This window comes from Halobacterium sp. KA-6 (genome assembly GCF_021029015.1).
Taxonomy (GTDB): Archaea; Halobacteriota; Halobacteria; order Halobacteriales; family Halobacteriaceae; genus Halobacterium.
Genome location: NZ_JAJJZH010000001.1, coordinates 245,069 through 257,906, shown reverse-complemented (window position 1 = coordinate 257,906; position 12,838 = coordinate 245,069). Strand labels below are relative to the sequence as shown.

11 protein-coding genes are annotated in these 12,838 nt (G+C 67.9%); 7 read left to right on the top strand and 4 right to left on the bottom strand.

The genetic code is table 11. From position 1 onward, the window contains the following. Positions 1-23 precede the first annotated feature (23 nt). Positions 24-878, bottom strand: coding sequence for an S-methyl-5'-thioadenosine phosphorylase (gene mtnP, locus LPA46_RS01485; RefSeq protein WP_230887741.1), 855 nt, complete (start codon positions 876-878; stop codon positions 24-26). A gap of 45 nt (positions 879-923) precedes the next feature. Further along, positions 924-1,625 carry a phosphoribosyltransferase gene (locus LPA46_RS01480; protein WP_230887742.1) on the bottom strand — a complete coding sequence of 234 codons (702 nt, stop codon included), beginning with the start codon at positions 1,623-1,625 and terminating at the stop codon, positions 924-926. 129 nt (positions 1,626-1,754) lie between these two features. On the opposite strand from LPA46_RS01480, the gene LPA46_RS01475 reads away from it, so the two are divergent. Then, positions 1,755-3,134 carry an alpha/beta hydrolase gene (locus tag LPA46_RS01475; protein WP_230887743.1) on the top strand — a complete coding sequence of 460 codons (1,380 nt, stop codon included), beginning with the start codon at positions 1,755-1,757 and terminating at the stop codon, positions 3,132-3,134. 42 nt (positions 3,135-3,176) lie between these two features. Further along, on the top strand, positions 3,177-4,085 hold the full coding sequence (locus LPA46_RS01470; RefSeq protein ID WP_230891058.1) for a PhzF family phenazine biosynthesis protein: 909 nt from the start codon (positions 3,177-3,179) through the stop codon (positions 4,083-4,085). On the opposite strand, the gene LPA46_RS01465 is transcribed toward LPA46_RS01470, so the two are convergent. Continuing rightward, on the bottom strand, positions 4,082-4,519 hold the full coding sequence (locus LPA46_RS01465) for a hypothetical protein (protein ID WP_230891057.1): 438 nt from the start codon (positions 4,517-4,519) through the stop codon (positions 4,082-4,084). The two genes, LPA46_RS01470 and LPA46_RS01465, sit on opposite strands and share 4 nt — an antisense overlap. Positions 4,520-4,694: 175 nt before the next feature. Here LPA46_RS01465 and ppsA point away from each other — a divergent pair, with 175 nt between their 5' ends. The 5 genes from ppsA to metG all read left to right on the top strand — a co-directional run bounded on the left by ppsA (position 4,695) and on the right by metG (position 12,101). Continuing rightward, the gene (gene ppsA, locus LPA46_RS01460) at positions 4,695-6,944 is read left to right on the top strand and encodes a pyruvate, water dikinase (protein WP_230891056.1); all 2,250 of its coding nucleotides are present in this window, start codon (positions 4,695-4,697) and stop codon (positions 6,942-6,944) included. Positions 6,945-7,029: 85 nt separating this feature from the next. Continuing rightward, positions 7,030-8,268 (top strand): M48 family metallopeptidase, encoded by a 1,239-nt coding sequence (locus LPA46_RS01455; protein WP_230891055.1) that lies wholly within the window; start codon positions 7,030-7,032, stop codon positions 8,266-8,268. Positions 8,269-8,313: 45 nt separating this feature from the next. Beyond that, on the top strand, positions 8,314-9,384 hold the full coding sequence (mfnA, locus tag LPA46_RS01450; protein ID WP_230891054.1) for a tyrosine decarboxylase MfnA: 1,071 nt from the start codon (positions 8,314-8,316) through the stop codon (positions 9,382-9,384). A gap of 26 nt (positions 9,385-9,410) precedes the next feature. Then, complete coding sequence (locus tag LPA46_RS01445; RefSeq protein ID WP_230887749.1) at positions 9,411-9,983, top strand: VTT domain-containing protein; 573 nt, start codon at positions 9,411-9,413, stop codon at positions 9,981-9,983. Positions 9,984-10,049: 66 nt separating this feature from the next. After that, complete coding sequence (metG, locus tag LPA46_RS01440; protein WP_230891053.1) at positions 10,050-12,101, top strand: methionine--tRNA ligase; 2,052 nt, start codon at positions 10,050-10,052, stop codon at positions 12,099-12,101. A gap of 366 nt (positions 12,102-12,467) precedes the next feature. Here the strand turns inward: metG and LPA46_RS01435 are convergent, their stop codons facing one another. Further along, complete coding sequence (locus LPA46_RS01435; protein WP_230891052.1) at positions 12,468-12,755, bottom strand: GYD domain-containing protein; 288 nt, start codon at positions 12,753-12,755, stop codon at positions 12,468-12,470. Positions 12,756-12,838: the final 83 nt, after the last annotated feature.

Sequence of the window (12,838 nt, the reverse complement as noted above, 5' to 3'; positions counted from 1 at the left end):
GTTACCCGCCTCAGCGCCCGGCCTCAGAGATAGTCGCCGACGAGCGCGTCGACGCGCTCGCGGGTCTCCTCGGGGATGGCCTCGGTGGGCGTGTTGACGGTGCCGTCGAGGGCGTGCCCGCAGTCGCAGTCGCGCTCCTCGGGCAGCGTCTCGATGGCGTGCTCGACGGTGCGCTTGATGGCTTCCTCGTTGGCCGCGGCGTTCTCCAGCACCTCTTCGAGCGTGACCTCGCTGTCCGCCTTCCAGACGTCGTAGTCGGTGACGCCCGCGACGGTCGCGTAACACATCTCGGCTTCCCGCGCGAGCTTCGCCTCCGGGATGGCGGTCATGCCGACGAGGTCCCAGCCCTGGGCCTTGTAGAACTCAGACTCCGCGCGCGTCGAGTACTGCGGACCCTCGATACAGACGTACGTGCCGCCTTCTTGTGTCTCCGCGTCGGTCGCTTCCTCCGCGGACTCGTGGAGGTGTTCGACCATGTGCGGGCAGTACGGGTCCGCGAACGGCTGGTGGACGACGATGCCGTCGCCGAAGAACGTGGAGTCGCGGTGCTTCGTGCGGTCGAAAATCTGGTCCGGGACGACCAGCGTCTGCGGCGGCAGCTCCTCTTTGAGGCTGCCGACGGCGTTCGACGCGAGGATGCGTTCGACGCCGAGCTGCTTGAGCGCGTAGATGTTCGCCTTGTACGGGAGGTTCGTCGGCGAGCGCTGGTGGTCGGGGCCGTGGCGCGGCAGGAACGCGACTTCCGTCCCCGTGTCGCCGAACTCGCCGACGGTGACGGGCGCGCTCGGGTCGCCGTACGGCGTCGTCACGTCCTCCTCGCGGACGTCGTTCAGCGGGAGCGCTTCGTAGATGCCGGAACCGCCGATGAAGCCAATCATGAGACGACGTGGGCGGCGGACGCACCTAAACGAAACGATGCCGGCTCAGGCGTCGACGCGGAGCTTCCACTCCTCGGGGCCGGCCTTCACGAGCACGTCGCGGCGTACCATCTCCTCCAGCACTTCGTCGAGGCGGTCGGGCTGGGCGATTTCCATCTCGATGCGTTCGACGTCGTGGTACGACGCGAGGAGGTTCTGGATGCCCTCGCGCGTGTAGGGACCGTCGCCGTCCTTCTCCATGACGCCGGAGATGAGGTCGATCATGTCCTCGATGAAGTTCCAGGGGTAGACGACCCACGCCCACTCGTCGAGGTACTCGCCGACGTAGTCGGGGTCGTACTCACTGGTGCCGAGCAACTGGAGGGTGGCGGTCCGAATCTCGTTGGCGTCCCGTTCGGCGACGTACTCGTGGGCGCGCTCGATGGAGCCGCCGGTGTCGGCGATGTCGTCGATGATGAGGACGTCTTTGTCCTCGACGGAGCCCTCCGGCATCGGGTACCGGACCTCGGGCTCGTCGGCCTTCTCGGCGGTGCCGACGTAGTGCTCCATCTTGAGACTCGTGAGGTCGTCGAGGCCGAGGAAGTCACAGAGACACCGGCCCGCGAACCAGCCGCCGCGGGCGAGCGCAACCACGACGTCGGGCTCGAACTCGGAGGTTTTGACGTCGTCGCTGACGTCGCGGCAGAGACCGTAGATGTACTCCCAGTTGGTGATAGTACACTTGAACTCGTCCGGGAGGTCGCTCATTACGTATTGGCCCTCGGGCACCTCGCTACTTAACGGTTTACAGGTGCGCTCGGCCGCCTGAACGTGTCAGCGAGTCAGTCAGCGAGAACGCGGGAAACGTTCAAGCCGCGCGTGGTCGAAGCGGGCCACGTGACCACGCCCTCCAACGACACGTCGACCAACCACAGTCGCCGTCGGGTCCTCCAGTCCGCGGCCGCAGTCGCGCTTGCCGGCCTCGCGGGCTGTTCGGGCGGCGACGGCGACGGAGCCACGACCGCGCCGACCCAGACGACGGCGGAGTCGACTACGACTACGCCGACGACCGTCAGCGACGCCGACCAACGCGAGAAAGCAATCGAGTTCGTGCAGACGCTGGCGGCCGGCGAGTACGAGACGGCGTTCGGGATGCTCTCCGAGAACATTCGGAGCCAGTACTCCGCCGCGCGGTTGGAGACCGACTGGACGCAGACGACCGCCGACTACGGCCGCTTCGAGGGTATCTCGGGGACGACTCGAGAGCCGACGGGCGGCTACGACGTGCTCGTCGTGCAGGCGCAGTTCGAGGCGGGCGTGCTCGGCGTGCAGTTGGCCTTCGAACAGGCGTCCATCGAGGGGCTGCAGTTCGTGCCGCTCCAGGGGGCGTACTCGCCGCCCACGTACGCCGACGAGTCCGCCTTCGAGGAGCGCGAACTGGCGCTCGACTCGCCGGCCTGCGACCTGGGTGCGACGCTGACAGTGCCGACCGACGGCGCGGACACCGGCGTCGTGCTCGTGCACGGCTCGGGACCGAACGACCGCGACGAGACCATCGGCCCGAACAAGCCGCTGAAGGACCTCGCGTGGGGGCTGGCGACCGAGGGCGTCGCCGTGCTGCGGTACGACAAGCGCACGTACGCCTGCGACGTGGCGACCGGTGACCTCGGGTTCGACGCGCTCGTCGCCGACGACGCGCTGACCGCGCTCGACCGCCTGCGCGCGGAGACGGATGTGAGCAATTCCGCGGTCGTCGGCCACAGCCTCGGCGGGTACGCCGCCCCCTACGTCGCCGAACGGGACGGCGACGCGGCCGCGTTCCTGCTCGCCGCGCCGTCGCGCCCGCTGTACGAACTCGTCCCCGACCAACTGCGCTACCTCGCCAACCTCGACGATACGGTGACCGATGCCGAACGCTCGCGCATCGAGGACGCGGAAGCGACCGCCGAACGGCTCGCGAACGGCAACTACGAGAGCGGCGGCTTCGCGTGGAGCGCGGACTTCTGGCGCGCGGTCGCGGAGTACGACCCCGTGGCGACTGCGACGTCGCTGGACGGCGAGGTGTACGCGCTACAGGGTGGCCGCGACTACCAGGTGAGTCCGACCGAGGACTTCCCCGCGTGGCAGGACGCGCTCAGCGAGTCCAACACGGCGCTGTACGACGACCTGAACCACCTGTTCGTGGCCGGCGCGGGCGACCCGAACCCGAACGAGTACTTCCGGGGCGGGAACGTCGCCGAAGCAGTCGTGACGGACCTCGCGGGCTGGCTCGGGTAGGGAAGGAAAACACGCAACACGCGGGAGCGAGAAGCCGCGTCCATGACAGCGACGCGAGCGCTCCTCGTGGACGCGTTCACCGACGAGCCGTGCGCGGGGAACGCGGCTGGCGTGGTGCCGGACGCCGACGACCTGACGGAGGGACAGATGCAGGCCATCGCCGCCGAACTCGGCGCGAGCGAGACGGCGTTCGTCCGCGAGAGCGACGACGCCGACCGCCGGATTCGGTACTTCACGCCGACGACCGAAGTGGACCTCTGCGGGCACGCGACCATCGCGAGCCACGCGCACCTGTTCGCGGACGGTGCCATCGAGGCGGGCGAGCACACGCTGGAGACGAACGTCGGCGTGCTCGACGTCGACGTCGAGGACGACGGCACGGTGTGGATGACGCAGAACCCACCCGAAATCCGGGAAGTGGACGTGACCTACGAGCGTGTCGCGGCTGCGACGGGGCTGGACGAGGAGGCGCTCCGGGGCGCCAGCGACGACCTGCCACTGGCAGTGGCCTCGACGGGGCTGCCGTTCCTCGTCGCGCCCGTGACGTACCTCTCGGACCTGGGCGACGCGAGTCCGGACTTCGACGCAATCGAAGCGCTCGCCGACGAAGTGGGCGCGGCTGGCGTGTACGCGTTCTCGTTCGACGCGCTGGCCAGCGCGTCGACGCTCCACGGGCGTGCGTGGGTGCCGGGCGTGGGCATCGACGAGGACCCCGTGACGGGGACGGCCAGCGGTGCGGCGGGCGCGTACCTCGAACACTACGCGGCGTTCGGCGGCGACGTCGCCGAGGAGATGGTCTTCGAGCAAGGGCACTTCGTCGACCGCCCGGGCCGCGTTCGGGTGCGCGTGCAGGACGGCGGCGCGCCGAAAGTCGGCGGGACGGCCGTGGAAACGCTCGACGGCGACCTCCAGGTGCCGCCGGCCGAGACCGACGACATCCTCGAAGCCTAGTCCTTGGAATTCGGCGCGTCGCCGAATTCGAACGCGTCGTCCTCCTTGAGTTTGCGGAGCTCGCGGTTCACCGACTGGAGGTCGTTCTGCATGTCCGCGAGCCGGTCGTCGAGCACGCTGACGATGTCGCTTTTGACGTGCTGGGTGTCGAAGGTGTCCGAGAGCGCGTCCTCGTTGGCGGCGGTGAGCGTCTTGTACAGCGACCACGCCTTCCCGAAGCGGTAGACGAGCAGGCCCGCGACGGCGAGTGCGATGCCGGGCGCGGCGGCCGACAGCGCCTGGCCCGTCGCCGAGGAGTCCGCCGAGAGGATATCCCACGCTTCGAGCCCGCCGAGCGCGATGCCGCCGCCGACCAGCGCGAGGCCGACGACCGCGAACGCGGACGTGAACAGGAAGTACTTGCCAGCGTGAACGGCTGCGCGTTTCGCGTCCATGCCCGAGTGGTGACGAGCCGCCGGCTAAAATCCTCCGCTGGCGGTTGCGAGGCGAGCACAGTCGGCGGCGACCACGCCTCGAACGGACAATCAGTACTCGGAACCGAGTTTGCAATTATTGCGCATGAGCCGTTCGCAACCTTCTTATGAGCCGTTCCGGTGTATCTACCTGTCAATGGCTGTTCGATGGCTGGAAGACGTACGGGCCGACGACATCGACAGTGTCGGCGGCAAGGGCGCGTCGCTCGGCGAACTCACGGACGCCGGGCTCCCCGTCCCCCCGGGGTTCGTCGTGACCGCGGGGACGTACCGCACGTTCATCGAGGACGCGAACATCGACGACGAACTGTTCGACGCCGTCGAAGTCGACCCCGAGGACTCCAGCGCGCTCGCCGACGCCGAAGCGGCCGCGAAAGACCTCATCCTCAACACCGAACTCCCGGAGCACATTCGAGAGGACATCCTGTCGTCGTACGACGACTTGGACGACGGACAGGCGTCGGTCGCGGTGCGGTCGTCGGCGACCGCCGAGGACCTCCCGGACGCGAGTTTCGCGGGCCAACAGGAGACGTTCCTCAACATCACCCGCGAGGACCTCATCGACCGCGTGAAGCGCTGCTGGGCGTCGCTGTTCACGCAGCGCGCCATCTACTACCGCGAGGAGCAGGGCTTCGACCACCGCAAGGTCGACATCGCGGTTGTCGTCCAGAAGATGGTCGACGCCGAAAAGTCCGGCGTGATGTTCACGAGTCACCCCTCGACGGGCGCTCACGAGGCCATCATCGAGGCCGCGTGGGGGCTCGGCGAGGCAGTCGTCTCCGGCTCCGTCTCCCCGGACAACTACCACGTCGACCGCGACACGAACACCGTCGAGGAGGTCTCGGTCGCGGACAAGAAGGTGATGTGCGTCCGCGACCCCGACACCGGCGAGACCGTCGAGCGCGAGGTCCCCGCGGAGAAGCGCGAGCAGCGCGTGCTCTCCGACGAGGAGATTCTGGACCTCGTCACCATCGGCGAGCGCGTCGAGGAGCACTACGGCGAACCACAGGACGTCGAGTGGGCGATGACTGACGGCGACATCTACATGCTGCAGTCCCGCCCAATCACGACCATCGACGAGGACACCGAGATGACCGAAAACGGCGAAACCGGCGAGGAACTCGTGAACGGCCTCGGCGCGAGCCCCGGCATCGCCTCGGGCCCGGCTCGCGTCGTCACCAAGCTCGACCAGCTCGACAAGGTCGGCGAGGGCGACATCATCGTCACCGAGATGACGACCCCGGACATGGTGCCCGCGATGAAGCGCGGCGCCGGCATCGTCACCGACGAGGGTGGCATGACCAGCCACGCCGCCATCGTCTCCCGCGAATTGGGCTGTCCCGCGGTCGTCGGCGCGACGAACGCCACGGACGTGCTCCACGACGACCAGATTATCACGCTCGACGGCGACCGCGGAACCATCACCGAGGGCCGCACCGAGGAGGAGTCCGAGCGCAAGCCAATCGAGGAAGCGCGCCCGACGACGCCCGTGAAGCCGATGACCGCGACCGAGGTGAAGGTCAACGTCTCGATTCCCGAGGCCGCCGAGCGCGCCGCCGCGACCGGAGCCGACGGCGTCGGCTTGCTCCGCACGGAGCACATGATTCTCTCCACGAACAAGACGCCCGAGCGCTACATCGAAGACCACGGCGAGGACGCCTACGTGGACGAACTCGTCTCCGGCGTGCGCACGGTCGCCGAGGAGTTCTACCCGCGCCCCGTCCGCGTCCGCACGCTCGACGCGCCGACCGACGAGTTCCGGCAACTGGAGGGCGGCAGCGACGAACCCCACGAACACAATCCGATGCTGGGCTACCGCGGCATCCGCCGCAGCCTCGACCGCCCCGAGGTGTTCAAGCACGAACTGGAGGCGTTCAAGGAACTGTACGAGATGGGCTACGACAACGTCGAAATCATGTTCCCGCTCGTGAACGACGCCGACGACGTGCGCCAGGCCCGCGAACTCATGACCGAGGTCGGCCTCGACACCGAGAAGCGCACCTGGGGGGCGATGATCGAGACGCCCGCGGCCGCGCTCTCCGTCGAGGAACTCGCCGCCGAAGGCATCGACTTCGCGTCGTTCGGCACGAACGACCTCACGCAGTACACGCTCGCCGTCGACCGGAACAACGGCAACGTCGCCGACCGCTTCGACGAACTCCACCCCGCCGTCCTGGACCTCATCGAGGGCGCCATCGAGACGTGCCGCGAACACGACGTCGCCACCAGCATCTGCGGGCAGGCCGGCTCGAAGCCCGAGATGGTGAATTTCCTCGTGGAGACCGGCATCTCCTCGATTTCCGCGAACATCGACGCCGTCCGGGACGTCCAACACGAGGTCAAGCGCGTCGAACAGCGCCTCATCCTCGACTCCGTCCGGGACTAACCGCACACCTCTCCCACCCGCACGTTCCTCCAGTCCGCTCGGCGACACGACAGACGTTTTCACCGCCGGGGTCCTATCCCGGAGTATGCTCGCGTATCACGCCGTCTTCCTGCTGTTGGTCGCCGGTTCGACCGGCTTCTTCGTCGCGCTCGCCGCGCTGAACGTCCGGCACGCCGACCGCACCGTTCGCGAGCGCACGGAGTGGCTGGCCGACACCGTCGGCGTCGACGACCCCGAGCGGCTGCTGGACTACCACCGGCTGACGACCGCCGCCGGCCAACTGCAGAGCGTCGTCGTGCTCGGCGTCGTCCTGCTCGTGCTCTACACCGGCCTGTTCGGGGGCGCCGTCGCGGCTGCCTACGACACAATCGGGAACGACCTGCTCGCGGGCGTCGCGGTGTTCGTCGGGGCCGCGCTCGCGTTCCAACTGCTGCGCGTGCCCTTCGACGCCTTCGAGACGTTCGCCGTCGAGGACGCGTTCGACTTCAACGAGCAGTCGCCGAAACTGTTCGTCCGCGACAAACTCGTCAGCACCGCGTTCACCGTCGCCCTCGTCGCTGCACTCGGCGCGGCCGTGCTGTTCGTCGTGGACGCGTTCCCCGAGTGGTGGTGGCTCGCCGCCAACGGCGTCGTCGGCGTCTTCCTGCTCGCTACCCAGATTATCGTGCCGCGCGTGTTCCTCCCGCTGTTCTACGACTTCGAGCCAGTCGAGGACTCCAGCCTCCGCGACGCCGTCGACGACGTCTTCGAGCGCGCCGGCTTCACCTGCGACGACGTCTACGTGATGAACGCCAGTTCGCGCTCCGGGCACTCGAACGCGTTCTTCACGGGCTTCGGCGCGACCAAGCGCGTCGTCCTCTTCGACACGCTCGTCGACCAGCTCGACGAGACCGAACTCCAGAGCGTGCTCGCGCACGAACTCGCGCACTGGAAGAAGGGCCACATCTGGCAGGGGATGGCCGCCAGCGTCGTGCAGGCTGGCATCCTCCTGTTCGTCGCGCAGTTCCTCGTGGAGTCGTCGTGGCTGTACGCGATGTTCGGCGCGCCCGAGGTGCCCGCCGCGGGCCTGCTGCTCGCGGCGCTATGGGTCGAACCCGTGAGCCAGTTCGCCAGCCCGCTCTCGAACCGGCTCTGGCTCGCGAACGAGCGCGAGGCCGACGCGTTCGCCGTGGACGTGATGGACGGCGGCCAGCCGCTCGCGGGCGCGCTCGCCGCGCTCACCAGCGAGAACCTCGGCAACCCCTTCCCGCACCCGCTGTACGAGACGTTCCACTACCAGCACCCGCCCGTCCCCGAGCGCATCCGCTACCTCACGGAAGACTGACCCGAGAGCGGAACCGCTAAATCGCTCCTTCGACTGGCAGACAGTATGCCACGCGCGGAGCCGACGCCCACCCCGCAGGACTTCGACCGCGTGCTCTCCTCGATGTGTACGGAGCCCCACCCGGCCGCCCGCGACGCCGCGGTGGCGTTCCTCGCCGACAACCCCGGCGACCCCGCGACCTACCCCGCCGTCGCGGACCTCGAAACCGAAGCGGTCGACGCGCTCGGCGACGTCGTCGGACTCGACGACCCGCACGGCTACGTCGGCTCCGGCGGCACCGAAGCGAACATTCAGGCAGTTCGTGCCGCCCGCAACCTCGCCGACGGCGACGTGAACGTCGTCGCGCCCGAGAGCGCGCACTTCAGTTTCCAGAAGGCCGCCGACGTGCTCGACGTCGAACTCCGGCTCGTGCCCACGAACGACGACCACCGCGTGGACGTGGACAGCGTCGTCGACCTCGCGGACGACGACACCGCGCTCGTCGTCGGCGTCGCCGGCACGACCGAGTACGGCCGCGTCGACCCGATTCCTGCGCTCGCGGACGTCGCCACGGACGTGGACGCGCGCCTCCACGTCGACGCCGCGTGGGGCGGGTTCGTCCTCCCGTTCACCGACCACGAGTGGAGTTTCGCGGACGCGCCCGTCGACACGATGACCATCGACCCGCACAAGATGGGGCAGGCACCGATTCCCGCCGGTGGCTTCCTCGCGCGGGACGCCGAGACGCTGGACGCGCTCGCCATCGACACCCCCTACCTCGAATCCGACACGCAGCCGACGCTCGGCGGCACGCGCTCGGGCGCGGGCGTCGCCGGCACCCACGCCGCCCTCGACGCGCTCTGGCCGGACGGCTACCGCGACCAGTACGAGCGCTCGCAGGCCAACGCCGACTACCTCGCCGCGGAACTCGACGCCCGCGGCTACGACGTCGTCGACCCCGTGCTCCCGCTTGTCGCTGCCGACCTCTCGGACACCGAGTTCGAGGCGCTCCGCGACGAGGGGTGGCGCATCTCCCGCACGGCCACCGGCGAACTCCGCGTCGTCTGCATGCCCCACGTCACCCGCGAGATGCTTGACGAGTTCCTCGCGGCGCTGTCCGGTGTCGGTAACGTTTAATCCCGCGACAGTCCACCACATAGACAGTGCTCTCGTCCGTTCTGCTCGCGCTCTCCATCGACCTCAGCGCCGTCGAGGGAGCGGTCCGTGCCGCGACGGGCTGGCCGGGACTCGGCATCATCTTCGTCTACTCGTTCCTCATCGCGTTCGTCCTCCCGCTGCCCAGCGAAGTCGTATTGTGTCCCGCCGGCTACGTCTGCGGGAGCGCCGCGACGCTCGGCCTCGGCCTCCCCGGCCCCGCACTCGTCGCGGTCGTCGTCGTCGTCAGCGGCGTCGGGAAGTCCCTCGGCAGCGTCATCGCGCTCTCGGTCGGCCACGGCGCCAGCCACTCCAGCGTCGTCGTGCGCGCGCTCCGCCGGCTCGGCTTCGACCCCGTCGAGTGGTCGAAGACTCGCATGGTCGAGCTCGTTCAGACGTACGGCTACTACGGGATGGCTGTGGGGCTCAGCGTGCCGTTCTTCCCGGACACCATCTCGCTGTACGCGTTCTCCGTCATCGAGAAGGACTACCGGCGGTTCGCGCTCGCGACGTTCGCCGGCAGCGTCGGCCGCCTCGCGATTACCATCGCGCTCATCGAGGGCGTGCTGTTCGTCGCGTGACGACGAAACCGGAACGCCGAGACGCAACCAGCGGGCTTTAGGCCCGCGCCGGAAGAACGGAAAACCATGACCTACGAGGACTTCCCGACCGACGAGCAGACGGTGGTCACTGCGGGGTTGCCGTACGCCAACGGCGACCTCCACATCGGCCACCTGCGTAGCTACGTGAACGCCGACGCGTTCACGCGCGGCCTCCGGAAACTCGGCCAGGACGCCATCTACGTCTCCGGGAGCGACATGCACGGCACCCCCATCGCCGTCAACGCCGCCGAAGAAGGCGTCAGTCCCGAGGAGTTCGCGCTCCGTCACCACGAACAGTACGAACAGACGTTCCCGAAATTCAACGTCGACTTCGACCAGTACGGCCACACCCACGACAAGACCAACACCGAGCTCACGAAAGAGTTCGTCCGCAAGTGGGAGGAGAACGGCCACGTCCACGAGAAGGAAATCAACGTCGCCTACGACCCCGAGGCCGACCAGTGGCTCCCCGACCGCTACGTCGAGGGCACGTGCCCGTACTGCGGCGAGCACGCCCGGGGCGACGAGTGCGACGAGGGCTGCCAGCGCCACCTCGAACCCGGCGAAATCGAAGACCCCGTCTCCACGCTCACCGGCAACCCCGCGGAGTACCGCGTGCGCGACCACAAGTTCCTCCGGCTCTCGGACGTCCAGGAGCACCTCCAGGGGTTCATCAACCGACTCGAGGGCACGAGCAATGCCCAGAATCAGCCCCGCGAGTGGATCGAGGGCGAACTGGAGGACTTCTGCATCACGCGGGACATGGACTGGGGCATCGACTACCCCGGTGAGGGCTCGGACGACCTCGTGCTGTACGTCTGGGTGGACGCCCCCATCGAGTACGTCTCCACCACCAAGCAGTACAGCGAGCGCACGGGCGACTTCGACTGGGAGCCCGTCTGGAAGGACGGCGACGGCCACATCGTCCACATCATCGGCCGCGACATCATCCAGCACCACACCGTCTACTGGCCGGCGATGCTGGAGGCCGCCGACTACGCCGAGCCGCGCGCCGTCTGCGCGACCGGGTTCGTGAACATCGACGGCAAGGGCCTCTCGACGTCGAAGAACCGCGCCATCTGGGCCGAGGAGTACCTCGACGAGGGGTTCCACCCGGACCTGCTGCGGTACTACATGGCGACCGCCAGCGGGTTCGAGCGCGACGTGAACTTCTCGTGGGACCGGTTCGCCGAGCGCGTGAACAGCGAACTCGCGGACGTCGTCGGGAACTTCGTCTACCGCGCGCTGCTGTTCGCGACCCGGAATTTCGACGGGACGCCGGACGCGGACGTCTCCGCGGACGTCGAGACCGAAATCGCGGACGCAATGGACGACTACGAGGACGCGCTCAACGACTACGACCTCAAATCCGCTGGGGAGCGCGCGGTCGCGCTCGCTCGCTACGGCAACGAGTACATCCAGCGCAACGAGCCCTGGAAGCTCGACGACGAGGAGGCCGCACCGGTCATCCGCGACTGCGTGCAGCTCGTGAAGGCCGTCGCGGTCCTGCTGCAGCCGTTCATCCCCGAGAAGGCCGACGAGATATGGGCGCAAATCGAGGAGGACAATTCCGTGGCGGACGCGACCATCGGCGACTGTCTGCAGGCACCGCCCGCGGCGTTCGGCGAGCCCGAGGAGCTGTTCACGAAGGTCGAGGACGAGCGCGTCGAGGAACTCGACGAGAAGCTCCAGGAGAAAATCGAAGCCGCTAGTAGCGGCGAGGAAGAGAGCGAGGACGTGAGCGAAGCATCCGAGACCGAACTCGAACCGCTCGCCGACGAGCGCGTCAGTTTCGAGGACTTCCAAGCCCTCGACCTGCGCGTCGGCGAAATCGAGGCTGCGGAAGGCATCGAGGGTGCCGACGACCTCGCGCGCCTCGAAGTCGACATCGGCCACGAGGTCCGTCAGATCGTCGCGGGCATCAAGCAGCTCCACGACCTCGACGAACTGCCGGGCAAGCGCGTCGTCATCGTCGCGAACCTCGAGAAGGCCGAGCTGTTCGGCGTCGAGTCCAACGGCATGATTCTCGCCGCCGGCGAGGACGCCGACCTCCTCACCACGCACGAGGACAGCGAACCGGGCACGAAGATAAAATAGCCACTTTTTCCTGCGCTCACGCGCCTTCGGCGCGTTCGCTTGCAAAAACTTGGGGAAAAAGCGCCGTCGGACCCCACTACGGGGTCCTCGACGCCCGCGCTCCCTACGGTCGCGCGGAGAATCGCGGCGCTCAGGACCTACGGACCGTTCGCGCCGCGAATACTCGTCACCTGATTACGTAGACCGGCGTCAAGCATCCGCGAGCCGAGCGGTCTGAAAGACCCGAGGCGAGCGGTTCACCGCGCGAACGCAGTGAGCGCGGGCCGACGACTGAGGGACGGAACGGACCGAAAGAGGAGTGCTTTTTCCGCAAGTTTTTGCAAGCGACGGCGCGCTACGCGCGCCGAGCGCTGGAAAAAGTGCGTTCTAGAGATCCTCCACGATGTCGCCGAGTTTCTCGACGTCCATGGCTTCCATGGTCTGCATGTCGATGCCGTAGCGTTCGGCGGCGATAGAGGCTTGGAGGGCAGCTTCGCGGTCGGGGGCGTCGAAGAGGAGGAGGACGTCGCGCTCGCCGAGGAGGACGTAGGCGTCCCGGAGGTCGCAGTCCTGGGCTTCGAGGTCGGCGCGGACGTCGCCCCAGATAGCAGCGAGTTCTTGGGCGTTCTGGAACTGGCCGGTCTCGACGTTGGCGATGGCGGCGTACGTCGGCATACGCGGGGGTTGTGTCGGCCGCCGAAAAGTCGCTGTGGCCGGGCTGTAACTCGGCGGCGAGTTAATCACGTACGTTTTTGCGT

Coding starts and splice junctions, on each gene's coding strand:
- LPA46_RS01480 (WP_230887742.1), bottom strand. CDS start 1,625: ATGAGCGACCTCCCGGACGAGTTCAAGTGTACTATCACCAACTGGGAG.
- mtnP (WP_230887741.1), bottom strand. CDS start 878: ATGATTGGCTTCATCGGCGGTTCCGGCATCTACGAAGCGCTCCCGCTG.
- mfnA (WP_230891054.1), top strand. CDS start 8,314: ATGCCACGCGCGGAGCCGACGCCCACCCCGCAGGACTTCGACCGCGTG.
- LPA46_RS01465 (WP_230891057.1), bottom strand. CDS start 4,519: ATGGACGCGAAACGCGCAGCCGTTCACGCTGGCAAGTACTTCCTGTTC.
- LPA46_RS01455 (WP_230891055.1), top strand. CDS start 7,030: ATGCTCGCGTATCACGCCGTCTTCCTGCTGTTGGTCGCCGGTTCGACC.
- LPA46_RS01435 (WP_230891052.1), bottom strand. CDS start 12,755: ATGCCGACGTACGCCGCCATCGCCAACGTCGAGACCGGCCAGTTCCAG.
- ppsA (WP_230891056.1), top strand. CDS start 4,695: ATGGCTGTTCGATGGCTGGAAGACGTACGGGCCGACGACATCGACAGT.
- metG (WP_230891053.1), top strand. CDS start 10,050: ATGACCTACGAGGACTTCCCGACCGACGAGCAGACGGTGGTCACTGCG.
- LPA46_RS01470 (WP_230891058.1), top strand. CDS start 3,177: ATGACAGCGACGCGAGCGCTCCTCGTGGACGCGTTCACCGACGAGCCG.